Source organism: Desulfuromonas versatilis (assembly GCF_019704135.1).
GTDB lineage: Bacteria > Desulfobacterota > Desulfuromonadia > Desulfuromonadales > NIT-T3 > Desulfuromonas_A > Desulfuromonas_A versatilis.
In genome coordinates, this window is sequence record NZ_AP024355.1 from 4,091,172 (window position 1) to 4,116,883 (window position 25,712).

The 25,712-nt window shown below is 64.9% G+C and carries 27 protein-coding genes; 12 read left to right on the forward strand and 15 right to left on the reverse strand.

From position 1 onward, the window contains the following. Positions 1–4 precede the first annotated feature (4 nt). From DESUT3_RS18410 to DESUT3_RS18450, 9 genes are all read right to left on the reverse strand, one after another. The gene (locus DESUT3_RS18410; RefSeq protein WP_221249950.1) at positions 5–1,282 is read right to left on the reverse strand and encodes a Ni/Fe hydrogenase subunit alpha; all 1,278 of its coding nucleotides are present in this window, start codon (positions 1,280–1,282) and stop codon (positions 5–7) included. After that, positions 1,267–2,016: an NADH-quinone oxidoreductase subunit B family protein gene (locus DESUT3_RS18415; protein ID WP_221249951.1), complete on the reverse strand. Its 750-nt coding sequence runs from the start codon at positions 2,014–2,016 to the stop codon at positions 1,267–1,269. The genes DESUT3_RS18410 and DESUT3_RS18415 overlap by 16 nt, the downstream gene beginning before the upstream one ends. Next, on the reverse strand, positions 2,013–3,911 hold the full coding sequence (locus tag DESUT3_RS18420) for a 4Fe-4S dicluster domain-containing protein (RefSeq protein WP_221249952.1): 1,899 nt from the start codon (positions 3,909–3,911) through the stop codon (positions 2,013–2,015). The genes DESUT3_RS18415 and DESUT3_RS18420 overlap by 4 nt, the downstream gene beginning before the upstream one ends. Positions 3,912–4,091: 180 nt before the next feature. Then, the gene (gene nrfD / locus DESUT3_RS18425) at positions 4,092–5,276 is read right to left on the reverse strand and encodes an NrfD/PsrC family molybdoenzyme membrane anchor subunit (protein ID WP_221249953.1); all 1,185 of its coding nucleotides are present in this window, start codon (positions 5,274–5,276) and stop codon (positions 4,092–4,094) included. Further along, positions 5,266–6,195 (reverse strand): hydrogenase 2 operon protein HybA, encoded by a 930-nt coding sequence (gene hybA, locus DESUT3_RS18430; protein WP_221249954.1) that lies wholly within the window; start codon positions 6,193–6,195, stop codon positions 5,266–5,268. The genes nrfD and hybA overlap by 11 nt, the downstream gene beginning before the upstream one ends. A gap of 3 nt (positions 6,196–6,198) precedes the next feature. Beyond that, positions 6,199–7,338, reverse strand: a complete 1,140-nt coding sequence (locus DESUT3_RS18435) for a hydrogenase small subunit (protein ID WP_225911559.1) — start codon at positions 7,336–7,338, stop codon at positions 6,199–6,201. Between the two features lie 86 nt (positions 7,339–7,424). Beyond that, positions 7,425–7,904 carry a hydrogenase maturation protease gene (locus DESUT3_RS18440; protein ID WP_221249956.1) on the reverse strand — a complete coding sequence of 160 codons (480 nt, stop codon included), beginning with the start codon at positions 7,902–7,904 and terminating at the stop codon, positions 7,425–7,427. Further along, complete coding sequence (locus DESUT3_RS18445; RefSeq protein WP_221249957.1) at positions 7,901–9,466, reverse strand: nickel-dependent hydrogenase large subunit; 1,566 nt, start codon at positions 9,464–9,466, stop codon at positions 7,901–7,903. Before DESUT3_RS18445 ends, DESUT3_RS18440 begins: the two co-directional genes overlap by 4 nt. 474 nt (positions 9,467–9,940) lie before the next feature. After that, on the reverse strand, positions 9,941–11,299 hold the full coding sequence (locus tag DESUT3_RS18450) for a sigma-54-dependent transcriptional regulator (RefSeq protein ID WP_221249958.1): 1,359 nt from the start codon (positions 11,297–11,299) through the stop codon (positions 9,941–9,943). Positions 11,300–11,514: 215 nt separating this feature from the next. Between DESUT3_RS18450 and hypA the strand changes: the two genes are divergently transcribed. The 8 genes from hypA to DESUT3_RS18490 all read left to right on the forward strand — a co-directional run bounded on the left by hypA (position 11,515) and on the right by DESUT3_RS18490 (position 16,390). Beyond that, positions 11,515–11,856, forward strand: a complete 342-nt coding sequence (gene hypA / locus DESUT3_RS18455) for a hydrogenase maturation nickel metallochaperone HypA (protein WP_221249959.1) — start codon at positions 11,515–11,517, stop codon at positions 11,854–11,856. 2 nt (positions 11,857–11,858) lie between these two features. Then, complete coding sequence (gene hypB, locus DESUT3_RS18460) at positions 11,859–12,602, forward strand: hydrogenase nickel incorporation protein HypB (protein WP_221249960.1); 744 nt, start codon at positions 11,859–11,861, stop codon at positions 12,600–12,602. An 87-nt stretch (positions 12,603–12,689) separates the two neighbouring features. Next, positions 12,690–12,920, forward strand: a complete 231-nt coding sequence (locus tag DESUT3_RS18465) for a HypC/HybG/HupF family hydrogenase formation chaperone (protein ID WP_221249961.1) — start codon at positions 12,690–12,692, stop codon at positions 12,918–12,920. Continuing rightward, the gene (gene hypD / locus DESUT3_RS18470; protein ID WP_221249963.1) at positions 12,917–14,008 is read left to right on the forward strand and encodes a hydrogenase formation protein HypD; all 1,092 of its coding nucleotides are present in this window, start codon (positions 12,917–12,919) and stop codon (positions 14,006–14,008) included. The genes DESUT3_RS18465 and hypD overlap by 4 nt, the downstream gene beginning before the upstream one ends. A gap of 115 nt (positions 14,009–14,123) precedes the next feature. Further along, positions 14,124–15,134, forward strand: coding sequence for a hydrogenase expression/formation protein HypE (gene hypE, locus DESUT3_RS18475; protein WP_221249964.1), 1,011 nt, complete (start codon positions 14,124–14,126; stop codon positions 15,132–15,134). Next, a complete protein-coding gene (locus DESUT3_RS18480) occupies positions 15,131–15,349 on the forward strand; it encodes an indolepyruvate ferredoxin oxidoreductase subunit alpha (protein WP_225911719.1) in 219 nt (72 codons plus the stop codon). The genes hypE and DESUT3_RS18480 overlap by 4 nt, the downstream gene beginning before the upstream one ends. A 103-nt stretch (positions 15,350–15,452) precedes the next feature. Next, the gene (locus tag DESUT3_RS18485) at positions 15,453–15,857 is read left to right on the forward strand and encodes an RrF2 family transcriptional regulator (protein WP_221249966.1); all 405 of its coding nucleotides are present in this window, start codon (positions 15,453–15,455) and stop codon (positions 15,855–15,857) included. 206 nt (positions 15,858–16,063) lie between these two features. After that, entirely contained in the window at positions 16,064–16,390 is a 327-nt protein-coding gene (locus DESUT3_RS18490; RefSeq protein WP_221249967.1) for a cytochrome c3 family protein, read from the forward strand. Positions 16,391–16,497: 107 nt separating this feature from the next. Here the strand turns inward: DESUT3_RS18490 and DESUT3_RS18495 are convergent, their stop codons facing one another. Next, positions 16,498–17,364, reverse strand: coding sequence for a chemotaxis protein CheX (locus DESUT3_RS18495; protein WP_221249968.1), 867 nt, complete (start codon positions 17,362–17,364; stop codon positions 16,498–16,500). 302 nt (positions 17,365–17,666) lie between these two features. On the opposite strand from DESUT3_RS18495, the gene DESUT3_RS18500 reads away from it, so the two are divergent. From DESUT3_RS18500 to DESUT3_RS18510, 3 genes are read left to right on the forward strand one after another with little or no spacing between them, the layout of a single operon-like run. Continuing rightward, positions 17,667–18,164: an ATP-dependent zinc protease family protein gene (locus tag DESUT3_RS18500; protein WP_221252598.1), complete on the forward strand. Its 498-nt coding sequence runs from the start codon at positions 17,667–17,669 to the stop codon at positions 18,162–18,164. After that, the gene (gene rimK / locus DESUT3_RS18505) at positions 18,161–19,066 is read left to right on the forward strand and encodes a 30S ribosomal protein S6--L-glutamate ligase (protein ID WP_221249969.1); all 906 of its coding nucleotides are present in this window, start codon (positions 18,161–18,163) and stop codon (positions 19,064–19,066) included. Before DESUT3_RS18500 ends, rimK begins: the two co-directional genes overlap by 4 nt. Positions 19,067–19,073: 7 nt before the next feature. Beyond that, positions 19,074–20,108 carry a succinylglutamate desuccinylase/aspartoacylase family protein gene (locus DESUT3_RS18510; RefSeq protein ID WP_221249970.1) on the forward strand — a complete coding sequence of 345 codons (1,035 nt, stop codon included), beginning with the start codon at positions 19,074–19,076 and terminating at the stop codon, positions 20,106–20,108. Between the two features lie 275 nt (positions 20,109–20,383). Here DESUT3_RS18510 and DESUT3_RS18515 read toward each other — a convergent pair whose 3' ends face one another. Beyond that, a complete protein-coding gene (locus DESUT3_RS18515) occupies positions 20,384–20,674 on the reverse strand; it encodes an EscU/YscU/HrcU family type III secretion system export apparatus switch protein (protein WP_221249972.1) in 291 nt (96 codons plus the stop codon). 2 nt (positions 20,675–20,676) lie between these two features. Further along, positions 20,677–21,717 (reverse strand): hypothetical protein, encoded by a 1,041-nt coding sequence (locus tag DESUT3_RS18520; RefSeq protein ID WP_221249973.1) that lies wholly within the window; start codon positions 21,715–21,717, stop codon positions 20,677–20,679. 154 nt (positions 21,718–21,871) lie between these two features. Here DESUT3_RS18520 and DESUT3_RS18525 point away from each other — a divergent pair, with 154 nt between their 5' ends. Then, positions 21,872–22,855 carry a diguanylate cyclase gene (locus DESUT3_RS18525; RefSeq protein ID WP_221249974.1) on the forward strand — a complete coding sequence of 328 codons (984 nt, stop codon included), beginning with the start codon at positions 21,872–21,874 and terminating at the stop codon, positions 22,853–22,855. A gap of 57 nt (positions 22,856–22,912) precedes the next feature. Here DESUT3_RS18525 and DESUT3_RS18530 read toward each other — a convergent pair. The 3 genes from DESUT3_RS18530 to DESUT3_RS18540 all read right to left on the reverse strand — a co-directional run bounded on the left by DESUT3_RS18530 (position 22,913) and on the right by DESUT3_RS18540 (position 25,707). Further along, positions 22,913–24,147, reverse strand: a protein-coding gene (locus tag DESUT3_RS18530; protein WP_404826969.1) for an IS3 family transposase whose coding sequence is annotated in 2 segments (ribosomal slippage) — positions 22,913–23,778 and positions 23,778–24,147 — 1,236 coding nt in all. Because the reading frame shifts where the segments join, the coding sequence is not laid out codon by codon here. Positions 24,148–24,280: 133 nt separating this feature from the next. Continuing rightward, on the reverse strand, positions 24,281–24,985 hold the full coding sequence (locus DESUT3_RS18535) for a PilZ domain-containing protein (RefSeq protein ID WP_221249975.1): 705 nt from the start codon (positions 24,983–24,985) through the stop codon (positions 24,281–24,283). 50 nt (positions 24,986–25,035) lie between these two features. Next, positions 25,036–25,707, reverse strand: a complete 672-nt coding sequence (locus DESUT3_RS18540) for a PilZ domain-containing protein (RefSeq protein WP_221249976.1) — start codon at positions 25,705–25,707, stop codon at positions 25,036–25,038. Between the last annotated feature and the right edge of the window lie 5 nt (positions 25,708–25,712).

A 25,712-nucleotide genomic window follows, 5' to 3' on the forward strand; every position in this document is an offset into this window, starting at 1 on the left:
GCATTCACACAAACTCAACCTTCAGCAGGTGGGTCGAGCAGCTGATGCAGGGGTCGTAGGCGCGCACCAGCATCTCCAGGCGCCGAGTCAGCTCGGCTTCCGGCAGCCCGAGCAGGCTTGGCACCAGCGCGCGCAGATCGGCCTCGATGTTGGCCAGGTTCTGGGCCGTGGGGATGACGCAGTCGGCGGTCTCGATGCAGCCTTTTTCATCGTAGCCGTAGGCGTGAAACAGGGTGCCCCGGGGGGCCTCGATCGCCGCGGCGCCCTCCCCTCCCCCCTCGGGGGTCCGCAGCGCTTCTTCGCGAAGGCCGGCGAGCAGGACGGCGTCGATCAGGTGGATCGCCTCCTCGACGCAGTGGATCACCTCGACCAGCCGGGCGAGCAGACTGTGGTAGGGGTTGGTGGCCGAGGCGCTCAGCCCCATGGCGGCAGCGACCTGGCGGGCCATGGGCGAAAGCCTGGCGAAGGCGTTGCGGGCGCGGGCCAGCGGCCCGACCATGTAGCTTTCGCGGGTCGCGCGGGCGAACTTGGCGGTGGAATGGGGGACCAGGTACTCCTCGATGGTGGCGGCATATTCGGCCACCGGGGCGCAGATGCCGTCGCTGGAGACGATGCTGTCGCCGAAGATCGGGTAGTCGCTGCCGCCGCCCAGAGACAGGTACTCGGTCTCCCGCTCGAACTCGGGAACCGGCAGGGAGGAAAACAGCTCGACCGTCTCCTCGAGATCGGGCAGGGCCTGCACCAGCTGCCGCCGCAGCCCCTGCAGGGCGGAGGCCTGGGGCAGCGCCGAGAAGCCGCCGACGCAGGGGGTGACCGGGTGCACCGGCCGCCCGCCGACCACGTTGCAGATATCGTTGGCCAGCTTTTTCAGGCGCAGGGCCCGGCTGACCAGGTCGCGGCGGCTGCGCGCCAGCGGAAAGATGCTTGGCACCCCCAGGTAATCGGGGACCGCCATGAAGTAGAGCTGCAGAATGTGGCTCTGCAGAATCTCGCCGTAGGCGAGCAGCCTGCGCAGGTTGCGGGTCTGCCGGCTGATGGGGATCCCCAGCGCCCGTTCGGTGGCGGCCAGCGAGACCAGGGTGTGGGAGTTGGAGCAGACCCCGCAGATGCGGGCGATGATCGGCGCCACGTCGCTGTAGTGGCGCCCCTTGAGCAGCCCCTCGAAAAACCGCGGGGACTCGACGATCTCCAGGCGGCACTCCTTGAGCTCGCCGCTGACAGCGTCCACCACCAGGTTGGCGTGCCCCTCGATACGGGCCAGATGAGCTACTTCGATGCGCATTGCTTGCCTTTTCCCAGCACGTTGAAGGTGCGCAGTTCCTGGAGGATGTCCTCGGCGCAGAGCCCGTGTTCTTCGAGGATGCGGTAATAGGGGTCGCTGCGCGGGTTGTCGATCACCCCGCGGCAGCCGCGGCAGCGGTCGCCCGCCTCGATGCACAGCGCCTTGCACCCGGCGCGGGTAACCGGGCCGAGGCAGACCTGGTCCCTTTCGAAGGTGCAGGGCAGCTCGGCCAGCTTGCATTCCACGCACAGCGAATAGCTCGGCAGCTCGGGCGGCCGCCCCATGAGCAGCGCCTGCAGCACGGCAAGAAATTCCCGGCCGTCGATGGGGCAGCCGGGGACCCGGTGGTCGACCTGCACCCAGGCCTGCAGTGGGCGCGGCGGCTCGGTCAGCAGCTGGGGCGCATCGCCGCCGTAGATCTCGCGGCGCATCTGCTGCAAATCACGAAAGTGCCCCAGGGCGTTGACCCCGGCGGTATCGGCGCAGGCACCCAGGGCCACCAGGGTCTTGCTGCGGGCGCGGATCGCCTTGAGCCGCTCCACCTCCTGCGGCCGGCAGATGCTCCCCTCGACAAAGGCGATGTCCAGGGATTCGGCGGCGCCGGACATCACCTCGCGAAATTCGACGATCTCCACCAGCTCGAGCAGTTCGAGAAATTCCTCCTCGAGGTTGAGCACGGTCAGCTGACACCCCTCGCAGCCGGTGAAATCGAAAAAGCCGATGCGCGGTTTCATCGTTCTATGGCCTCCCGCAGGTGCTTCACCCGGCTGTAGGCAAATATCGGGCCGCACTCGCAGACGCAGATGTCGTTGATCTGGCATTTGCCGCATTTGCCCAGCCCGCACTTCATGTGCCGCTCGAGGTTGAGATAGATCTCCTGCTCGGCAAAACCGAGCCGCCGCAGCAGCGGCGTGGTGAAGCGGTACATGGCCGGCGGGCCGGAGACCGCGGCCACGCTGCCGGCCGGGGCCACCTCGAGGTCGCGAAACAGCTGGGTGATATCCCCACGGGCCACGCCCCAGCTCGCATCGGGGTTGTCGACGGCGAAACGGCAGTCGAGCAGCCCGCTGCGATGCCATTCGAGCAGTTCGTCGCGGAACAAAAAGGATGCGGCGTCCCGCACCCCGTAGAGCAGGGTGACCCGGCCGAATTCGGCCCGCCGGGAGAGGATCGTCAAAAGCAGCGAACGCAGGGTGATCATCCCCAGCCCGCCGGCCACCAGCAGCACGTCGCGTCCGCAGAAATTCTCCAGCGGAAAACCGCTGCCGAAGGGGCCGCGGATGCCGACCTCGTCCCCCTTCTGCAGCCGGTGCAGGGCCCGGGTCAGGTTGCCGGCGGAGCGCACCACGATATCCAGGACGCGCCCGTCCGTGGGGGCAGAAGCGATGGTGAAGGGGGCCTCGCCGAGGCCGAACACCGACACCTGCATGAAGGCCCCCGGGGCAAAGCTCACCGGGTCGGGCAGCCGCATGCGAAAGATCTTTTCTTGCTCGGTGAGGTCCTGCATTTCGATGATCTGGGCCAGCTGCGGATGGTATTCGGAGCCCGGGGCCCCGACCATGGCGGGCAGCGCCTGCTCCTCGAACAGGGTGTGGAGCACCGCCGGAGGATCGATGCGGCTCAGGCACTCGCGGCTGCAGCGGCCGCAGCCGACGCAGGCGGTGCGCTGGTGCTTCTCCCAAAGGTACTTGTACTTGCGGAAGAAGCGGTGGCGCTGGCGGTCGGCCTGGTGGGCGCGGAAATCGGCGCCCCCCGCAACCCGGGTGAACTGGTCCAACTGGCAGGAATCCCAGGTGCGGACCCGTTCGCCCCCCTCGAGGTCGAGATCGAGGCGGTCCTGGACGTTGAAGCAGTAGCAGGTGGGGCACAGCAGGGTGCAGGCGCCGCAACCCAGGCAGCGCTCGCCGATCTGTTTCCAGATCGGATGATCGTAGCTGCCCCCCAGCAGCGGCGCCAGCGACTCCACCGGGAAATGCAGGCTGTGGCCGCACTGCTTGGCCTGCAGGGCCAGCGGCGGGGCGCCCGCCTGGCCGGCCACCAGCGGCGCATGCCTGGCCAGCAGCGCCTCGCCCCGGGAGCTTCCGGACTGGACCAGGTAGCCGCCGTCGGCCTTGTGAAAGAACAGGTCGAAGCCCTCGGCGATACGGTCGGTCCCCATGCTGGTGCAGAAGCAGTGCTCGTCGGGGACGCAGTCGACGCCGATCAGCACCGTGGCCTCGCGCTTGGCCCGGTAGGCGCTGTCCGCCTCCCCCTCGAACAGGCAGTCGTCGAGCACCTGCACGGCGTGCAGGTCGCAGGGGTGCATGCCGAAAATGATCCGCGGAACGGCGGCCTTTTCCGGCTCGAGCAGCACCCTGCCGCCGAGCCGGAAGCGAAACAGCTTCTCCCAGTTCGGAAACAGGTATTTTTTCGGCGAATGTACCTGGGGGGGGAATTCGAGCTGCAGCTCGGCCGGGTCGTCGATGCGATCGAGGGTCAGGCGCCCCCGCCGGTCCCTGACCCCCACGACCTCGAAGGCGCTGCTCAGCGAACGCACGAACAGATCGATCTCGCCGCGGCTCATCTGCCGCCAGCGTGGACTGCCGGAATAGCGGCCTTCCTGATCCACCCCTGAGGAACCGAACTTCAAGATTCGTTGACCTTTCCGGAGATCGGCTCGGGAGATCCCCCCGATCCGGACCCAATGAACACTGTTCGATCCGCCCAGTCTACGGGAGGCGGCCCCGAGGAGTCAAGGCGCCGCAAACTCGTGAGCCCGCCGGACAGGCGGGCTCGCGAGGACATCACGACAGCTTCGAGCCGGTCTGGCTCAGTGCTCCTTTTCAAGAATCGGCAGGTAGTTGACGGCGATCTTGTAGAGCAGCACCCCGAAGGCCACGAAGGCGAAGGTCACCGCCCATTCGCCCACCGAGGGGAAGTAGCTCCACTCGGGCCCCATGTCCATGCCGATGAGAAAGACGTTGAAGCGGTTGAGCACCACCGCCAGGATCACCGACAGCGAGCAGAGGAACAGGGTGGTGGGGTTGCGGCGGATCTTGCGGCGCTTGAGCAGGAAATAGGGGACGGCGAACAGGGCGAACTCGAGCAGAAAGGCGTTGCCCTGCAGGCTGCCGTCGAAAGCGCTGGCCAGCACGCCGCGGTAGGCCAGGTCCCCCACCCGCAGCAGCAGGTAGGTACCCAGGAACAGCGGGATATACTTGGCGATGCCGGAAAGCAGTTCCGTCTCGGGCTTGCGGCCGAAAAACTTGGCCGCCAGGGTCCCCTCGAAGACCACCATGGGGATGCCGACGCTCACCGCCGAGGTCAGAAACAGCAGCGGCGAAAGCGGCGTGTACCACAGCTCGTGCAGCTTGTAGGGGGCGATCAGCATCATGGTGCCGAGCGAGGACTGGTGACCGAAGGAGAGCACCACCCCGGCGATGACGAAAAACGCCATGGTCTTGTTACAGAACCAGTCGAGCCGGTGCAGCAGCCAGTCGGCCAGGCCGTTGAGCGCAGCCAGGGGGCCCGGCAGACGCACGTTCCCCTTGAACTGCTCGACCACGTTGGGCAGGTTCTCGATAGCCAGCACGCTCAGGTAGAGCATGACGCACCAGGCCACCTCGAAGAGCACCGAGGTGCCGTTCCAGTACACCAGGGCGTGCCAGATGTTGTAGTACTTGCCGAGGTCGAAAAAGACCGCCAGGCCGACCAGGAAATAGCCGATGAAGGCCGTCAGGATGGCCGGGCGCACCAGGGCGTGGTACTTGTCGCGGCCGAAGATCTCGACGATCGCCGCGGTGGTGAAGCCGCCGGCGGCCAGCGCCACGCCGCAGGCCACGTCGAAGGCGATCCACACCCCGAAGGGATAGGCCGGGTTGAGGTTGGTCACCGAGCCGAAGCCGTGGAAAAAGCGGAAGTAGGCGAACACCGCCCCGGAGCCCATGAAGAACAGCAGGATCCAGAGGTTGGGGGTCACAAATTTCTGGTGCAGGGGAGCTGCCTTAATACTCATCGTCGCCTCCTTCGATACCGGCGTTCTTCTTCCGGCGCTGATTGTAGACCATGATAGCGCCGAGAACGCCGTAGACCGCGATCGGGGGAATGAAATACTGGAAGATGCGGTGCTGGATGCTCTCGGTCAGGCCGGAGACGGGCCGATAGTCGAAATCGGGCAGGCCGAGGGCGGCGTAGCTGACCTTTTTCTTGCTCAGGTAAAAGACCCCGGTCCCCCCCACCTCGTGTTCGCCGTAGATGGTTTCGGCATAGCGCCCCGGCTCGGCGGCGATGCGCTCCCGGGCGATCTGCAGCAGGTCGTTGCGCTTGCCGAAGGTGATGGCCCCGGCCGGGCAGGCGCTGGTGCAGGCGGTCGGCTGCCCCTTGTCCAGGCGGGTCTCGGAACACAGGGTGCACTTCTTGATCGAGGGGATGGCCTTCTGCCACTCGAACTGGGGAATGTTGAAGGGGCAGGCCACCATGCAGTAGCGGCAGCCCATGCACATGTCCGCGTCGTACTTGACCGCCCCGTTGGGCTGCTTCTTCAGCGCCCCGACGATGCAGGCCGACTGGCAGGCGGCATCGACGCAGTGCATGCACTGACGCTTGACGAAGGTGGTCTCGCCGGACTGCTCGTCCCGGTGCAGCTTGATCAGCGTATAGGTGTTCTCCGACAGGCTGCGGGGCGAGTCGTAGATCGGCTGACCGAACTGCTCCCGGTCGCCCAGGGTCGATTCCGCCTCCAGCTTGTTCTCCTTCTTGCAGGCGACCTGGCAGGCCTTGCAGCCGATGCAGCGGGTGGAGTCGTTGAGCATGCCATACCAGTTGGGGTCGGGCTCTTTGGGCCCGCGCGCCTGGGCCGGCGTGGCCACGCTGCAGGCGGCCGTCCCCCCGGCGGCCGCGGTGATCTTCAGAAATTTTCTGCGACTGATATCCATGCCCTACTCCTCCCGGTCCTGGTCCTGGCTGCTTTCGGCGGGCTTCTTCCCGAACATCCGGGCCCCCACCACACCGGCCGCGGCGCCGGCCAGGGCCGCGTAGGCGGGGGTCACATCGACCTTCTGCTTGCGGTCGGTGAAAATCGGCGGATAAGCCGCCGGGGGAGTGGCATCCTTGATGGGGACCGTGCCCCACATGGTCTGCTCGTAAGGGTACTCGGGCTGGGTGCAGCCCTGGCAGGGGTGGCCGTTGTCGATGCACCAGTTGGTGCCCGAGTTGAATTTCTTCTCGGGACAGTTGGAGCGGGTCACCGGCCCCTTGCAGCCGAGCTTGTAGAGGCACCCCTCGTCGCCGAACTTCTGGGCGAACTGGCCGGCGTCGAACTGGCCGCGCAGGGGGCAGTTGTCATGGATGAGCTTCTTGTAGATCATCTCCGGCCGGCCGTGCTCGTCGACCTTGATCGCCTCGGGCCCGCCGAGCAGCAGCGCGGCCACGGTGCCGATGAACCAGTCGGGGTGGATGGCGCAGCCCGGCAGGTTGACCGCCGGAGTGTTGATCCCCTTGGCGCGCAGCACCTCGATGGCCCCCTTGGAGCCGGTGGGGTTCATGTTGGCCGCCGGGACGCCGCCGAAGGAGGCGCAGCTGCCCACCGCGATGACCGCCTTGGCCTTGCGGCCCAAGCGCTCGAGGTGCTCCACGGAGGTGATGCCGTGGCCGTGCTTCTCGCCGACCTCGCAGTGGCGGCCGCCGTCGGCGGTGGTGATCGAGCCCTCGACCACCAGCAGGAAGGGACGCTCCTCGGTATCGTACATGGCCTGCATGGCGAGATCGCCCGAGGCCGCCATCACCGTGGGGTGGAAGGCCAGTTCGGTGTGGTGCCCCGGGATGACCTGGTCGAGCAGCACGTCCTGGATGCGCGGGGCAAGAGCGTTGAGCAGCGACACGCTGCAGCCGCTGCAGGCGCCGGCCGCCAGCCAGATGATCGGGGTCTCCTGAACCGCGCCGGCGAAGGCCTTGCGCAGCATCGGGTTGTCGAACAGGTTGACGCCCAGCGCAGCGGCGCCGCCGGCGGTGAACTGCAGAAATCTACGTCTGGAAATAGCCATGGGTTTATCTCTCCTAAAAAATCGTTGGGAATTCATGCGTAGGGGCGAACCTCGTGTTGGCCCTGGGGTTTGCCTGGGACCTTGGGTCTTCCGCGACCGCGGGCAGACACACAGGTCTGCCCCTACGATTCAATTTCCTTCAAGACCAATTTCACCGCCTGGTCGACGGCCTCCCGAACCGGATCGCTGAGGCCGATGCCGAGCCCGGTGTCGGCCGGCTGGCAGCCGATCACCAGGGTGCTTTGCGGCTTGCAGTCGACCAGCTCGCCGAGCTTGAGCGTCTCGAGCAGGCCGACCTGGTGCAGGCTGTTCATCGGCAGGGCGCCCGCTTCGACCTGTTCGGGGCTGAAGCGGTAGAGGGTGCCGGGGGCCTGGCCGCCGCGCACCGCGTCGAGGACGATGAGCCTCTGCCGGTCGTGAAAGACGTCCATCAGGTCGATGGCCGAGGTCCCCGCGTCGAACAGCTCGACCCGCTCCGGCAGCTCCAGGGCCTCCAGCGCCTTGAGGACCGCGTCGGCGAAGCCGTCGTCCCGGCGCAGGATATTGCCCACCGCCATCACCAGGATCGGCGGGCGTTGCGGTTGGAGGGCCGGAATCATCATTCGGCCCCGACCACGAAGCGGCTGAGATCCTCGCCCTTGGGGGTGACCACGTGCACCGCGCAGGACAGGCAGGGGTCGTAGGAGCGGACGATGCGCACCAGCTCGAAGGGGTTGCGGTTGTCCTTGACCCGGGTGCCGAGCAGCGACTGCTCCATCGGCCCGGGCTGCCCTTTGCCGTCGGCGGGGCCGGCGTTCCAGGTGGTGGGGACCACCGCCTGGTAGTTCTTGGTCTTGCCCCCTTCGACCACGATCCAGTGGCCGAGGGCGCCGCGGGGCGCTTCGTGCAGGCCCATGCCGCGGGCGGTGACCTCGAGGGGGAAGTCGGTGAAGGTCGGCTCGCCGGGCTTGAGCTGCAGCACCCACTGCTTGAGCTGCTCGGCGACCAGCTTGCACTCGATGGCGCGGGCGGCGTGACGGCCGAGCACCGAGAACAGGGCCTCGGGCGAGGCGCTGAACTTGGCCAGCACGTCGTTGACCATCCCCTGCACCTGCTTGTCGCCGCCGGCATAGCTGGCCAGCATCCGCGCCAGCGGGCCCACCTCGAGCACCTCGCCGTCGTAGCGGGGGGACTTGACCCAGCTGTAGGCGCCGGCCTTGTCGCGGTCGGGGACGGTCTGGCCGTCGTAGGGGTGTACGGCCCCGGTCTCCTTGAACCAGCTGTTCTGCACCTCTTCGGTGATCCTGGCGGGGTCGAGTCGGCGCAGCTTGAGGTCGGCCCCCTTGACGATCCCCTGGGGGATGAAGCGCTGGCGCTTGGTCAGGTCGGGGTCGCTGTCCAGGTCGAAAACGCCGAAGGAGAGGTACTGCCTGCAGCCGGCGCCGATCCCGAAGTAGTCGCTGTAGCGCCCGGCGACCATCAGCACGTCCGGCAGGTAGTAGGTGTCGATGAAGTCGGTGAGCTGCTCGAGCTTCCACAGGAAGCTGGCGATCTTGTCGACGCTGGGGGCGGCGGTGACGCCGCCGGCGACGATCGACATGTTGTGCGGCATCTTGCCGCCGAACACCGCCACCGCCTCGTGGGCCAGGCGGCGCATATTGAGCGCCTCGACATAGTGGGCCACGGCTGCCCGGTTTTCCTCCTTGGAGAGCCGGTAGTCCCCCTCATAGCGGGGCACGAAGGGCCCGAGGTGGCCGCGGGCGATGAAATCCTTGACCTTCTTCAGGGTCGGGTCGGCGCCGCTGTAGTCGGCCACGGCGGTCACATCGACATAGTCGAGGGCCGCCAGTTGGTAGAAGTGCAGGATGTGGGACTGGACGAAATTGGCGCCCTGGATCAGGTTGCGCAGGATACGGCCGTTGTCGGTGATGCTGCCGTTGACCCCGTAGACCTCGTCGAGGGCAAAGGCCGCGGTCAGCCCGTGGGAGGTGGGACACACCCCGCAGATGCGCTGCATGATGCGTGCGGCATCGCGAGGGTCGCGTCCGATCAGGATGTTTTCCAGCCCGCGGTACATCATCCCCGAGCTCCTGGCCTCTTTGACTACCCCGCCGTCGACCACCGCCTCGATCTTCAGGTGGCCCTCGATACGGGATACCGGATCAATCACAATCTTTTCTGCCATGCACTCTCTCCTGGAAATGGATTTTTATTTCCCGCCGGAAAAAGCGTTGACCATCTGTTTTCCGCGGGAAAAGGATCATCTGCGATCCAGCAAAACTGGCAAGGAGCATGCCGCGGCCTCGGCAAAAATTTAAAACCCCAGTCAAAACGACTTTTTAAGCGCAATTTTGTATACAGTAAACGATTTGCTTCAGCCGGCAGCCAAGGGACAGCATTCCCCATTTTGTATACTTTTGTCGCATCAGGTCGAGGCCCGCGGCTGTCCCACTCAGGCCAAAAGGACACATCGACACGGCCGCCGAGGGAACATCCTGGCGCAAAGTACCCAGCGGGGCAAAAAGTACCCACCGGTGGCCGCGGTCGGATCGGTCGGAACCGACCGGGCCGCCGGTGATCGGCGGCAAAGGCAGAAAAAGAAAAACCCCGCCGCCGGATATACCGGGGCGGGGCCTGTCAAGGGGAATGGGCGATCCGGCTATTCCTCGCGGGAGATGTCGTACTGCTGGAGCTTGCGATCGAGGGTCTTGCGGGAGATCTGCAGGATCTGAGAGGTTTTCACCTTGTGGAAGCGGGTCTGCCGGAAGACCTGCTCGATGTACCTGGCTTCCAGCTCGGCCATGGACATCTGCTCCTGGGGCAGGGCGAACTCCACCGGCCGCCCCTCGGCCACCTTCACCGGCAGGTGTTCCGGGGCGATCTCCCGCCCGTCGGCGAGGATCGCCGCCATTTCGATAACGTTTTCCAGTTCGCGCACGTTGCCCGGCCAGTCGTAGCTGCGCAGCAGGGCCAGGGCGTCGCCGCTCACCCCCTGGGAGCCGCGCGAGGCATATTTGCGGAGGAAGAACTCGGCCAGCAGCTGGATGTCATCGCGCCGCTCGCGCAGGGGCGGAACATTGAGGGTGACGACGTTGAGTCGGTAATAGAGGTCCTCGCGGAAATTGCCCTTGGCGACCTCCGCCTCGAGGTCGCGGTTGGTGGCGGCGATAAAGCGCACGTCGGCATGACGCACCCGGGTCGAACCGACGGGGATGAATTCCCTCTCCTGCAGCACGCGCAGCAGCTTGGCCTGCAACGAGGCACTGACGTCGCCGATCTCGTCCAGAAACAGCGTCCCCCGGTCGGCCTCCTCCACCAACCCGCGCTGGGTCCCCACCGCTCCGGTGAACGCCCCTTTGACATGGCCGAACAGCTGGCTTTCAAGCAGGGTGTCGGTGAGCGCCGCGCAGTTGATGGTCAAAAAGCGCTGGTCGCGCCGGCGGCTGCTGTAATGGATGGTGGAGGCGATCAATTCCTTGCCGGTGCCGCTCTCCCCGAGGATCAGCACGCTGGCGTCGGAGGGGGCGACCTTCTTGGCCAGTTCGAAGACCCGCTTGAACTGGCTGCTGCGGAAAATCACCTGGTCCGGATCGAAGCGCCGGCGGATCTCGGCCTTGAGGGAGCGGTTCTCCTCGACCAGCCGGGTGCGCTCCACCACCTTTTCCAGCAAGTCGGTCAGGTCGTCGGCCACCACGGGCTTGGCCAGGTAGTCGAGGGCTCCCTGCTTCATGGCCTCCACCGCGGTGCGCACCGTGGCGAAGGAGCTGACCAGAATCAAGCCGGTTTCAGGGCGTGCCGCCTTGATGCGGCGCAGCGCCTCGAGCCCCTCGAAACCGGGTTGCCGGACATCGAGCAGGATGACGTCGGGCGGCTGCTCCCGAAACTCGTCCAGGTGCATGAGAAGCTGGGCGCTTGCGGCGAAGCATTCAACCGCGTATCCCCGCCCCTCCAGCAGAACCCGCAGGTACTCCCGGGAGCCCTGTTCCTCGTCGCAGACGTAGATTCTTCCCTTTTCCATGCAGCAGATCCTCGCCGGTAGATGAAGGCCAGCCTGGCCGGACTTCAAGATAGCAGACCCACCCCCCTGCCACAAGAGGATGAATTCCGCATCGCGTATACGCCAAGCCGGATTGTCGGGCCTTGATTTTTCCAAAACGATCCCCTTATATTGGTTCTTTGTCCCCCGATACCGACCGCCCCCGATTGCCGCGGCCAAAACCGAAAAAGTCCCCCATGCACGAAGTAGGCATTACCCAGAGCATTGTCGAAATCGCCGAGCGGACGGCCCGCAGCGGAGGCGCCAAGCGGGTACTGTCGGTAACCGTGGAGATCGGCGCCCTGTCGGGGGTCATCCCCGAAGCGGTGGAGTTCTGCTTCGAGGCCTGCTCAAAGGGGACGTTTCTGGAGAATGCCAGGCTCATCATCGAGCGAGTGCCCGGCATGGGACGCTGCCCCAACTGCGCCGGGGAAACGGAGATCGACGCCTACAGCTGCGAATGCCCCGCCTGCGGGGCCTTCGGCCTGGAGACCCTGCAAGGCAAAGAGCTGCGCGTCAAGGAAATGGAGATCGACTGACCATGTGCATCGATTGCGGCTGCCCCTCGCCCGGGCACGATCATCACCACCACAAGGCACACGACCATGACCACGGACACGATTCCCGCACCGTGCGCATCGAGGAGGACCTGCTGGCCAAGAACGACCGGCTGGCCCGGGCCAACCGGGAGCTTTTCCGCGACAAGGGGCTGTTCGTCCTCAACCTGGTGAGCTCTCCGGGCTCGGGCAAGACCTCGATCCTCGAGCGGACCCTCGCCGACCTCGGGGCGCAGACCGGCTTCGCGGTGCTCGAGGGAGACCAGCAGACCGCCAACGACGCCGAGCGCATCGCCGCCACCGGGGTGCCGGTGCACCAGATCAACACCGGCGCCGGCTGCCACCTCGACGCCCACATGGTCGGCCACGGGGTAGAGCGTTTTGACCTCGATGCCGTGGATATCCTGATGATCGAGAACGTCGGCAACCTGGTCTGTCCGGCCTCCTTCGACTTGGGCGAGGACCACAAGGTAGCCGTGCTCTCGGTCACCGAAGGCGAGGACAAGCCCCTCAAGTACCCGCAGATGTTCCAGGCCGCCGACATTCTGCTGATCAACAAGATCGACCTGCTCCCCTACCTGCGCTTCGATGTCGAGAAATGCAAGCAGTTCGCCCGCCGCGTCAATCCGGCCATCCGCATCTTCGAACTCAGCTGCCACAGCGGCGTGGGGATGGATGCCTGGTACGGCTGGCTGGCGGAGGGAGTGGCGAAAAAGCGTAAGCAGTAATGAGTAATAAGTGATCAGGGAAAGACAAAAGCTTTAGGCTTTTACTCGTCACTCATCACTCATCACGCCTTTAAAGGAGTTCGAATCATGTGCCTAGGCGTACCGATGCAGGTCAAGAGCATTGCAAACGGCATCGCCGTCTGCGAGATCGACGGCGTGCGCCGCGAGGCGAGCCTGATGATGGTCGAGGGGGTCGAGGTCGGCGACTTCGTGCTGATCCACGCCGGCTTCGCCATCGAGAAGCTCGATGAAGCCGACGCCGAGCAGACCCTACAGCTGTTTCGCGAGGTGCTCGCCTCCGGGGGAGGCCCGGCGTGAAGTACTCCAGCGAATTCCGCGACCCCGCGGTCGCGAAAAAACTCATCGAGCAGATTGGTGAAGCGGTGGCCGGCTTCGACGGGCAGATGACCCTGATGGAGGTCTGCGGCACCCACACCATGGCCATCTACCAGCACGGCATCCGCGCCCTGCTGCCCAAGAGCATCCGCCTGATCTCCGGGCCCGGCTGCCCGGTCTGCGTCACCCCGGTAAGCTACGTCGACCACGCGGTGGCCCTGGCGCGGCGGCCCGGCACCCTCATCACCACCTTCGGCGACATGGTCCGGGTGCCCGGCTCGAGCAGCAGCCTGCAGCGCGAAAAGGCCCGCGGGGCCGACGTGCGCATCGTCTACTCGCCGCTCGACGCGGTGGCGCTGGCGGAAAAGACCCCCGAGAAGCAGATCGTGTTTCTCGGCGTCGGCTTCGAGACCACCACCCCCACCGTGGCCGGGGCGATTCTCGAGGCCAGGCGCCGCGGGCTGTCGAACTTCTTCGCCCTGTGCGCCAACAAGACCATCCCGGGACCCATGGCGGCGCTGGCCGGCGACCCCGAGCTGAAGGTCGACGGCTATATCTGCCCGGCCCACGTCAGCGCCATCATCGGCGCCGAGGCCTACCGGCCGCTGGCCGAGCAGCTCAAGGTCCCCTGCGTGGTGACCGGCTTCGAGCCCCTCGACATGCTGCAGGGGGTGCTGATGCTCGCCCGCCAGATCGTGGCCGGCGAAGCCCGGGTCGAGACCCAGTACAGCCGCATCGTCAAACCCGGCGGCAACCCCAAGGCCCGGGCGATCCTCGAAGAGGTCTTCGAGCCCTGCGACACCGCCTGGCGGGGCATCGGCGTGATTCCGCAGAGCGGCCTGAAGATCCGCGAGAGCTACGCCGCCTTCGATGCCGAGCGGCAGCTGCCCGTCGCGGTTGAAGAGCCCCGCGAAGCCAAGGGCTGCATGTGCGGTGAAATTCTCAAGGGGAAGGTCACCCCCACCGAGTGCCCCCTGTTCCGCCAGGCCTGCACCCCGGAAAATCCCATCGGCGCCTGCATGGTCTCCAGCGAAGGGACCTGCGCGGCGGAGTACAAGTACGGCACCTGAAACCCGTTACTGGTGATTGGTCTAAGGCTTGGTTTTGATGCTTTTACCATTCACGAGTCACGAGTCACCAATCACGGTTCTTCAGTTTTTCAACCAGTCACCAATCACGGTTTTTATGACAGACATCATCCTGCTCGGCCACGGCAGCGGCGGAAAGCTGAGTCATCAGCTGCTCGACGAGCTGATCATCCCCACCCTCTCCGGGGTGGCGCAGCGCGACCAGAACGACGCGGCGGTGCTGAACCATGGCGGGCAGCGGCTGGCCTTCACCACCGACTCCTACGTGGTCGACCCGATCTTCTTCCCCGGCGGCAACATCGGCGATCTGGCCATCAACGGCACGGTCAACGACCTGGCCATGGCCGGCGCCCGGCCGGTGGCGGTGAGCGTCGGGCTGATCCTCGAGGAGGGGCTGCCGCTGGAGGACCTGCGGCGGATTCTCGCCTCGATGAAGCAGGCGGCGCAAAGCGCCGGGGTGGCCATCGTCACCGGCGACACCAAGGTGGTGCCCCGGGGCAAGGCCGACAAGATCTTTATCAACACCTCGGGGATCGGCGTCTTCGACCATGACTACGAGGTGCGCGGCAGCGGCGCCCGGGTCGGCGACAAGATCCTGATCAACGGCAGTATCGGCGATCACGGCATGGCGATCCTGGCCAGCCGCGAAGGGCTCGACCTGGAGGCCGACATCCGCACCGACAGCGCCGCGCTGCACGAGCTGGTGGCCGAGATCATCGCCGCCGGCGGCGAGGCGGTGCACGCCCTGCGCGACCCGACCCGCGGCGGGGTGGCCACCACCCTCAAGGAGATCGCCCTGCAGTCTCAGGTCGACATCACCCTCGAGGAGGCGGCCCAACCGGTGCGCCAGGAGGTGGCCGGCGCCTGCGCCATCCTCGGGCTCGACCCGCTGTTCGTCGCCAACGAGGGCAAGCTGCTGGCCGTGGTCGCCCCCGAGGCGGCGGAAAGCGTCCTCGCAGTCATGCGCCGCCACCCCCACGGGGCCGAAGCCACGATCATCGGCGAGGTGACCGGCGCCTCGGACGGCAAAGTTTTCATGCGCACCGCCATCGGCGGGCTGCGCGCCATCGAAATGCTCGCCGGCGAACAGCTGCCCAGGATCTGCTGAACCCCAATCATTTAGCGCGAAAGGACACTTCCATGAAAATCGTCGTCGATCCCCAAACCTGCACAGGCTGCGGCGCCTGCATCGAGGTCTGCCCGGCAGCGGCGATCTCCCTGGAGCAGAACGTCGCGGTCATCGACCCGCTCCGCTGCGACCTTGACGGCATCTGCATCCCCGCCTGCCCCGTCGACGCCATCTCCTTCCAGGAGACCGCCTGAACCCTCACCTTTTGACCGCCGCCCCGTCAACCTGAAATTCAGCATCTTGACTTGGCGCGCATTTGGGCTTAAATAAGACCAAAGAGGTCTTTATGGTTGTCTTATGATGGGATTGACCCGAAAAGGAGAATACGCGATCCGCGGCATGATCTATCTGGCCCAGCAGCCGCCGGGCGAGATGGCTCTGATCAGCGAGATCGCCACTTCAATCCAGGCCCCGCGGACCTTTTTGGCAAAAATATTCCAGGACTTCGTCAAGCAGGGAATGGTCAGGTCATCCCGGGGTTCCGGGGGCGGTTTCAGCCTCGCGCGCACCGCCACCCAGATCACCCTGCGCGAGGTCGTCGAGGCGGTGGAGGGTCCGATCCTGCCGAGCCGCTGCCTGGTGGAGGAAGAGCGCTGCGAGCTGGGCTCCCAGTGCAGCGTTCAGAACATCTGGTGCCGCATCCAGAAAAAGGTCGTCGACACCCTCGAGGAAGTCACCCTCGCCGAATTAGCCAACCCCTGATCCAGCCTCCTGAAAAATAAAATAACAGTGTTTGTTTTTTACTTGACGATTGCGCGGCGCGTGATACTGTTTTTTTCATATATATAATTTTTGCAACCCAATTGACCAAGTTCGCCCAGACCCGGTTTGCCCCCCCCCTCCTCTGGACAAGAAACAAATCCACAGGCCGCACGGCCTGCCAACGACCAGTCAAAGGAGGTACTGCCATGAGAAACGGGATCAAGGTCCTGGCCCTGCTGGGCACCCTGGTAGGCTTCGCCGTTGCGGCGCCGGCCGCGCAGCGAGGCGCTTCAACCATCGACCTGCCGGCCAGACTGGGAGTGATTCATTTCCCCCACCAGGTCCACCAGGACCGGGTCGGCGACTGCAGTACCTGTCACCACAAGGGGGTCGAAGCCGGGGCCTGCAACAGCTGTCACGATATCGACCCCCGCCCCCCCAAGGCACGGGACGCCTTTCACAAGGTCTGTCGCAGCTGCCACGAGAAACAGGGCGGGCCGACCGCCTGCAACGGCTGTCATTTCCGCAACTGAACGCCTCGGCCGGGCGGCCAAATGGCTGTGACCAAAGAAAAAGCCTCCCTCCCCCTGGATTCAGGTCAATGGGAAGGGAGGCTTGCGCCTTGCGCCTGCAGAGTCCCTCAACCCTGCAGGAATACCGCCATGGCAACCTGCTCGTCGCTGACGATGTGGATGGGGAACAGCATCCCCAGGTCACCTGCGGGAACGGCCAGCCCGTCGGCGTCGGGATGCTGGATCTGCGGCGGGGCGATCTCGATGCGGTATCCCAGTTGGGCGGCCTTGGCGACGGCGTTGCCGCAGATGATGTTGACGAATTCCATCAGGGCGTCGTCCAACAGTTCCTGGGGCCCGGTCTCCACCTCATCCTCGCGCAGCATGGTTCTGGCGATGGCCGCCTGCACTCCCGGGGAGGCCGAAAACAGGTACCTGGCGCTGACGGCTCCGCTCAGGTCCATGGTCGCAATGGCGTGGTTGGCCGGCAACCTGTCGACAATCTGACAGCCCCCCTTGCGGTGGGGCAGGCTGGCCACGCGGGTGAGCATCTTGTAGGTCAGGTCGGCAAAAACCTCCCACACCTCGGGAAGCGGTACCTCGGGCGGAAGCTCCACCGCCTCGACCAGGTAGGGGGCCTGATCGGCCTGAAAGGCCTGGAGATGGCTCTCGAGCTCCCCCTCGTCCAGGGCGCCGATCTCGACCAGGGCCCGGCCGATGAACAGGTAGCTGTTTTCCTGCCTGGTCAGCACCTGCTCCATCTGGGCGGAGGTCAACAGGCCGAGGCGCACCGCCATTTGCCCGAAGGGAAGATCCTCGCCGCGTTGGGCGTTGTGCACCCGCTGGATGTCAGCTTCGCTGAGCAGCCCCATGGCCTGCGCCATTTCACCGAACTTCAGGTTGGTCGAGCGCTGCAACTCCACCGCTTTCAGCAATTCGGCCGGGGCGACGGCCCCCCTGGCCACCAGGAACTGCCCGAAGAATTTGACCCCCATTGTCCTCTCCTTTGGTCTTGTTATCCCATGCGCCGCAGCCCATCCCGAGCCTATGGCGAAACCCGATCCTTCTTCCCGGATAAGCAAACTTCAAGCCAGCTTAACCATCCGTGACTAATCCGGCAGAGGGGCCGAGATCCCCGCCGCGGCCGCCCCCTGAACGGTCAGTGGCAACCAGCCGCCCGGCAGGCCGCGCAGCGATTCATTAGGCGCTGGAATTGGGGTATAATATTCACTTATTCGCTTTGCCGCGGCAAAGGTTCATTGTAATATTGGCGGCTTTTTCCGATCTGCCCGACACCATGGAGACCGAGTCATTGCTCAAAGACGATAAACTGCTGGTCGGCTGGCGCGAATGGGTGGAGCTGCCCGAACTCGGCATCCCCGCCATCAAGGCCAAGGTCGACACCGGCGCCCGCACCTCGGCCCTGCACGCCTTCACCCTCGAGCCCTTCGAGGAAGGCGGAATCCGCAAGGTGCGCTTCGGCATGCACCCGCTGCAGAAGCGCCGGGACATCGAAATCTTCTGCACCGCCGAAGTTATCGATCAGCGGGTGGTCAGCGACTCGGGGGGGCACCGCGAGCTGCGCTACGTCATCCGCACCCCGGTGCGCCTGGGGGGGCGGGAGTGGTCCATCGAGGCCACCCTGACCAATCGCGACACCATGCAGTTTCGCATGCTGCTCGGGCGCACCGCCCTGAGTCACTGCGCGACGGTCGATCCCGCGGCCTCGTACCTTGCCGGCCGCACCATCGCCCGGAATTACTTAAAATCATTGAGAACCAGGAGCAGCAAATGAAAATCGGCATCCTTTCGCGCAACCCCGCCCTGTTCTCCACCCGCCGGCTGGTCGAGGCGGGCCTGGCCCGCGGCCACGAGGTGCAGGTGATCGACCCGCTGCGCTGCTACATGACCATCGCCTCCCAGCGCCCCAGCATCCACTACAAGGGCGAGGAGCTCAACGATTTCGACGCCATCATCCCGCGCATCGGCGCCTCCATCACCTTCTACGGCACCGCGGTGGTGCGCCAGTTCGAGATGATGGGGGTCTATTGCGTCAACGAGTCGGTAGCCATCAGCCGCTCGCGCGACAAGCTGCGCAGCCTGCAGCTGCTCGCCCGCGAGGGGATCGGCCTGCCGGTGACCGGCTTCGCCCACTCGACCCGTTTCACCCAGGACCTGATCCAGCTGGTCGGCGGCGCGCCGCTGGTCATCAAGCTGCTCGAGGGGACCCAGGGAATCGGCGTGGTGCTGGCCGAGACCGAAAAGGCCGCCGAGAGCGTCATCGAGGCCTTCCGGGGCCTCAAGAGCAACATCCTGGTCCAGGAGTTCATCAAGGAGGCCGGCGGCAGGGACATCCGCTGCTTCGTCATCGGCGGCAAGGTCGCCGCCGCCATGATGCGCCAAGGCAAGGAGGGGGATTTTCGCTCCAACCTGCACCGCGGCGGCACCGCCTCGGGGGTGCGGCTGACCCCCGAGGAGCGCAGCACCGCGGTGCGCGCGGCGCGCATCATGGGACTGAACGTGGCCGGGGTCGACATGCTGCGCTCCAACCACGGGCCGGTGATCATGGAGGTCAACTCCTCGCCGGGCCTGGAGGGGATCGAAACAGCGACGGAAAAGGACGTGGCGGGGCTGATCATGGAACACATCGAGAAGAACGCCCGGCCGGGGCGCACCCGCACCCGGGGCAGGGGCTAGGCCGGCCATGCGCGAGGCGATCACCATCGGCGGCAGGCAGGTGCAGCCCGGGCGGCGCGAAATCATCGACCTGCCCATGGCGCGGCTCTACACCCACACCGAGATGATGATGCCGGTACACGTGGCGCACGGCCGGCGGGAGGGGCCGCGGCTGTTCATCTCCGGGGCGCTGCACGGCGACGAGATCATCGGCGTCGAGATCATCCGCCGCCTGCTCAAGCTCAAGGCGCTGCAACGGTTGCGCGGCACGCTGATCGCCATCCCGGTGGTCAACGCCTTCGGCTTCATCAACCGCACCCGCTACCTGCCCGACCGGCGCGACCTCAACCGCTCCTTTCCCGGCTCGAGCAAGGGCTCCCTCTCCTCGCGCCTGGCCCGGCTGTTCATGGACGAGATCGTCGCCCACTGCACCCACGGCATCGACCTGCACTCGGGTTCCAACTTCCGCTCCAACCTCCCCCAGATCCGCGCCTGCCTCGACGACCCCGAAACAAGAAGGCTCGCCACAGCCTTCGGCGCCCCGGTCATCATCGACGCGCGGCTGCGCGACGGCTCGCTGCGCGAGGCGGTCATGGAGAAGGGGCTGCCGATGCTGCTCTACGAATCGGGGGAGGCGCTGCGCTTCAACGAGGTGGCGGTCAAGACCGGCCTGCGGGGGATCTTGGCGGTGATGCGCGAGATCGGCATGCTCGGCGGGCAGCCGAGGCGAAAGCCCCAGGCCGAACCGCTGGTGGCCCAGGGCACCACCTGGGTGCGGGCGCCCAAGAGCGGTATCACCATCTTCCGCTGCGAGCTGGGCTCACGGGTGAACAAGGGGGAGGTGCTCGGGGTGATCGGCGATCCCTTCGGCAACAACGAGGAGCAGGTGCGTGCCCCGCTCACCGGGGTGGTCATCGGCCGGCTCAACCTGCCGCTGGTCCACGCCGGCGACGCCCTGTTCAACATCGCCAGCTTCGACCGCCCCCATACCGGCGACCTGACCATGGAAGCGCTCGCCTCGCACCTGGGATCCGAAGATTTCGAGGCGGAAGAGACGCTGTAAAATAGCCCCCCCCTTTTGCCAACGCCGGAGCGAAGTGGACGTTTTGCGAAACAGACGGGCAAATGTCTGAGCGAAGCAAGTTTTTGCCCGGCCGCCAAACGTCTGCGTAGCGCAGGGGACCCGCCGCAGGCGGGCGGGGGCAACAGGGGCGCCCTTTTTGCCCCGCTTTTTTGGCGAACAAAAAGCGGGTCGCCGTCAGGGGGCGAGACCCCTGCCAGCAAAGCCCGCAAGAGGCTGCCGGGAAAACGCCAGGGTAGACTGGCCGAGCAAGACGACTACTGCCCCTCCCCCCGCTCCCGATACCGGTTATTCACCCGGTAGACAAACGCCAGGATCTCCGCCACCGCCTGGTAGAGCTCCAGCGGAATCTCCTGTCCCACCGGCACCCGCGCCAGCAGCTCGAGCAGATCTCCATCCTCCACCACCTCGACCCCCGCCTTGCGGGCGGTCTCGATGATCTTCTGCGCCACCGACCCTTTGCCGCCGGCGACCACCTGGGGCGCATCGCCGCGGCTGCGGTCGTAGAGCAGGGCCACGGCTTTTTCAATCGGCTTGTCCTGAGCCATGGTCACACCCGGGTGTCGAGCACCCCGTTGCCGTCGGGGAGCAGTTTTTTGATCAAGGCCTTGGCGGGGCTCTCGGCACCGGCGGCGAAACTCAGTCCCCCGAGACCGAAGGGCTCCAAGGCCGCCTCGAGTTCCTGCCCGAAGCCGGCGACGAACTCGGTCTTGGCGGGATCGTCACAGACAAAGCGCAGGTGCAGCCCCTGGGCGTCCTGGAGCAGGTCGATGCGCAGGTCCCCCAGCGCCTGCAGGGCAAGGTGCAGGGAAATCACCTGGGGCGGCTCCGGCTCCTCGGGTGTAGGAGGGGCCTGCTTGCGGGCAAGCAGGTAGCCGCGTTCGAGAAACGGCAGCAACAGCGGCACCAGGAACATCCCCTGCTGCTCCAGCCGCACCTGGCTGAGCTGGAACAGCTCCAGTCCCTGGACCAGCTGACGCAGCCCCTCGGCCAGCGGAGCGTCATGATCCTCCAGCAGCCGGGTTGCCTCGAGCAGCGCCGTCTTCAGGGTGGCCGCCGCCTCGCCCCCCTCCCCTGCGGCAAGTCTTGCCTCGAGATCGAGCCCCAGCTGGCGCGCCAGCAGCTGCAGGCGCTCGCCGCCGGGAACCTGTCCATCGTTTTCCAGCAGACTCAGCCACAGCTCCAGCACCTGCCGGGAGGCGGGACTCAGCTGGCCGAACAGCTCACCTCCCGAGGCGCTTTTCAGCTGCGCCAGCAGACCGATCCCCTCCCCCCGGGCGCCGAGCAGGTGCAGGGCCTGGCCGAGGCGGGTACCGAGGGGGTCCTTGACCACCTCCAAAACCAGCCTGGGCGAGGTTTCCACCACCAGCAGATCAAGATTCTGCCCGGATTTCAGGGGCAGATTCGTTTCGGTCTGAAACCGTCTGGGCCCCAGTTCCAGGGTGATTCGGTCCTGCCCACCTTCGGCCACGGTGGCACGCACGATCTGGTGCAGGCGCAGGTCCTGCTGCCGCTCCTCACGGGTGGCGTTTTCCGCGACCGCCGAGGCGACCGGGTTGATGGCTGTAACGGGGCTGATGACGATGGTCATGATGGCTCTTCTCGGCTGGAACGATCCGGAAATTTAGATCTTTGCAATTTTCAGCCCAGCTCCCGCCAGAAACCGCGAGGAAATTTGTCCTTAACTTTTTAATCCTCCCTGCCGATAAGTTTTGCAACCAAGGCAGCAGCGAAAGGAACGCAGTATGAGCCATACCGCACTGGTTATCGACAGGTCGCAACCCGCCGGAGAGATTGCCCGCATCGCCGATGCGACGGCGCTGTTCGATCTGGTCTTCACCTGCAGCAACACAGGCGAAGCCATTGAGAGGCTGCAGCACCACCCGGTAGACCTGGTTCTCTGCAACTGGCAGGCGGAAGGCATGGACCAGGAGTGGGCATTCTTCCAGGCCCTGAAAAAGCGCGAGGACTGGGTCGACATCCCGGTTTTTCTGTTCGCCGAAAAAATCGATGACAACCTGCAGGTGCTGGCTCTGGAAAGCGGCGCCGACGACTGCCTCGACTACCGGAGCTCCACCCGCCAGATCGCCGCCCGCATGCGCCCGCACCTGGGCCGGAAAAAACGCCTCGACGCCCTGCGCTCCGACAAGCGGAGCCTTGCCCAAATGGCCCTCACCGACGGGCTCACCGGCCTGTACAACCGCGCCTATTTCGATGCCGGCATCGATTCGGAGATCGCCCGCAGCCGCCGGTCGGGGCAACCCTTTTCCCTGCTGCTGATCGACCTCGACCACTTCAAGTCGGTCAACGACACCTACGGCCACCCGGTGGGCGACCAGGTGCTGCAGTCCGTGGCGAAGGTGCTGAAGGATTCCTCCCGCGAGTCGGACCTGGTCTGCCGCTACGGCGGCGAGGAGTTCGCGGTCATTCTCCCGGGAACCCCGCTGGCCATGTCCTACCGGGTTGCCGAGCGCATCCGCCGGCGGGTCGCCGAGCTGTGCCCGGACACGATCTCCGAGGGGCTGAGCGTCTCGGTCAGCATCGGGGTCAGCGGCTGCGACGCCAGCCGCGACCTGAACAGTCGTCAACTTCTGGAAGAGGCCGATTGCGCCCTTTATACCAGCAAGCGCAACGGCCGCAACCGCACCGAAATCTTCCGGCCCGCCAAAGCCAAGGCCCGCGCGGAGCGCTTCCCCATCTACCTCGGCGGCGCCGTTGGCTACGCCTGAGCCCACCGGTCGCAACGAATACCATGTCACGTCCTAAAATAGGTTGACAGGTTTTACCTAAGCCACCTCCCTCTCGGAGGTGGCTTTCCTATGCACTTCATCGGGTGTTTTCATGCCCAAGCTAAGGTGGGGCCGAAGTCGATTGTAAATGTCGATGGATTCCCCAACCAGCCGTTTCAGATCCCGCAAGTTTCGGCATCTGTTGATCAGAAACTCTTGCTTCAATATGCCGTTCACTCTCTCTGCAAGAGCATTCTGGTAACAGTCATAGCCATCGGTCATGGATGGCGTCATGCCCTGACGTCTGAGCTCGTCTTGGTAGATCGCTGAACAATATTGCAGACCTCGGTCGGAATGGTGAATCAGCGATCTGCGGGTCTGCCGCTGCCTGGCCGCTCGCTGTAACGCCTTGACGACACTCTCAGCGCGCATATTGTCACTGACGTCATATCCCATGATTTTTCGACTGTACGCATCGGTGACCAACGACAGATAGTGAACACCTTCATCCGTTTCAACATAGGTGATGTCGCTCACAAAGGCCTGCTCAGCACGCCCGATCTCCTGGTTCTCCAATCGATTTGGATGTTTCTTCATCCAGTGTCTGCTCTGCGTTGTTTTTGTGTAGCGTTTGACCGGTACTACCAGCAGTTGATGGGCTCGCAGATAGTCAAAGAAACCATCACGCCCCAATTTGATGCCCTGTTCATCAAGCCGGGGTTTCAGCAGGTGGTAGAGCTTCCGGCCACCAAGTCTCGGCATGAATCGCCTGACCTCCATCACCATGCCCCGGACCGGTGCCAGTTCGACCCTGCGCTGCCGGATGCGCTTTTCTCGTTGATAGACGGCTTGCCGGGTAATGCCAAGAAGCCTGCAAGCATGGCTTAAACTCAGCCCTTCCTGTTTTTGAAGGCGTCTCGCTCCTTGGCCAAATACTTTTTTCGCAGTCCGGCCCCATGTTCTGCATCGAGAATATCCACGACTTCATTCAAAAGCAGATTCCGAAGACGTTCATCCTCAAGTTCGCGCTCAAGCCGTTTGATGGTCTGTGCGGGGGTCTCTTTGGCTTTGGGAGAATCAGACATGGTCAGCCTCACAGAGTGGGTCCAATCCAGCTTGCCGTGCTTTCTCAGCCATGTTAGCACTGTGGAGCGCCCCTGGATGCCATAAATCTTTTGGGCTTGCTTGTAGGTCATATCGCCCTTTTCGACTGCGGCGACCACCTGCAATTTAAAGCCCATGGTGTAATCACGCTGACTCCGTCTCTTCCGCTTGCCCTCTAACTCGTCCATAAATAAGTCTCCCAGGTGTAAACTTATTTCAGGACGGGACCCCATCAACAAAAAAGCCGGGGGGCCTCCATAGGGGTCTCCCGGCTTTTTTGCTCCCTCTCCCTCAGGCAAAGGGTCGGGGTGAGGGTGGTCCTCAAGGCTCCTCCGGCGGACCCGGCGGATCCGGACTCAGCACCGAGCCCAGGAAGCGGGCCTTGCCGCCCATCTCGCGCAGTTTTTCGGCCAGGCAGAATTCCAGCACGCGACCCAGGTGGGCGGGGGAGATTTCGGAAATTTCCAGGGCCACTTCCCGGGGAGCGTCGGGTCCGCCGCTGAGGCTCACCACCTTGCCCGCGCAACTGACCTGGTGCCGGGCCTCCCCGGGCAGGGTTATTTCCAGCTTGAGCTTCTGGCCCAGAAGAAACGGCCGGGAAGAGTGGAAACGGATGCCGCTGCCGCTGAGGTTCACCGTCTCGGTCACGGTCTCCTCGAGCTGATCGTTACCCGTCGGCCAATAGCGCAGCTGCACCTCGGCCTGCACCCGGAAGTGGCGGCGGGTGTCTTCGTGGGCGCTCGACTGCTCCGGCTTGAGGCGCAGCCGCCGGCCGTCGATCACCTGGTCGATGCGGGCCTGCACCGAAAGCACGCTCATGCCGATATCGCAGGCAAGCAGGCAGGGGCCCGCGGCGTCAAGCTGTTCGCGGGGCAGTTGGTTGGGCAGGAATGTGGCTTCGAGAAAGGGCGGCGAGGTGACGCGAACCACGCATTCCAGCGGCAGCGCACCGTCCCCCTTGGTCGGCAGGACGATCCGGGCGATCTTGAAATCCCCCAGTCGGTCGAGAGTTTCTGGTGAGAACACGGCCCCTCCCCGGGCCGGCGGTACGGCCCTTTATTCATTTTTTTTCCGTGTCAGGCCCGAGCCTGGACCTGCACCCTGAAGCGGATCTGGCGGCGCTGCTCGGCGAGGCAGAAGCGGATGATCTTCTCCTGCTCCGCGGCGTCGATCTCCACCAGGTCGAGAGCCGCCTCCTGGTGATGATCGCCATTGCTGATCACCCGCACTACCCGGCCGGCCGCTTCGACACAATTGCTGTAGGGGTCGGGGAAACTGAGCTCCATCCGCACCAGCTGGTCGAGCTGCAGCGCCTCGTCCGTCGAAAAGCGGATGCCGCAGCCGCTCAGGTTGACCTTCTTCATGATCGCCTTGCCCGGTTGCGCCTCGTCCTGGTCGATCTGCCAGTATTTCATGGAGACCTCGGCGTCGATCCGGAAAAACCTTCTTTTCTGCGGGGGATTGGTCACGTCGAAAGCCTCCAGGCGCAGACAGCGTTCGTTGAGGATCTCCTCGATGCGGGCGTTGATCTTGTAGACCGTCCCGCTGCTCTCGCAGGAGATGATGCACAGCCCCTGCAGGTCGATCTCGTCGACCGGCAGCTGCCCGGTCAAAAACTCGGCCTCGAGAAACGGGGGCACATCCAGGCGGATGGCGCAGTCCAGGGACGTGGAAGCCTCCCCGGTGGGCAACAGGATCTTGGCGTTGGTGTAGCTCGAAAATTGGCTCAGGGCATTGTGTGAGAACATCCTTC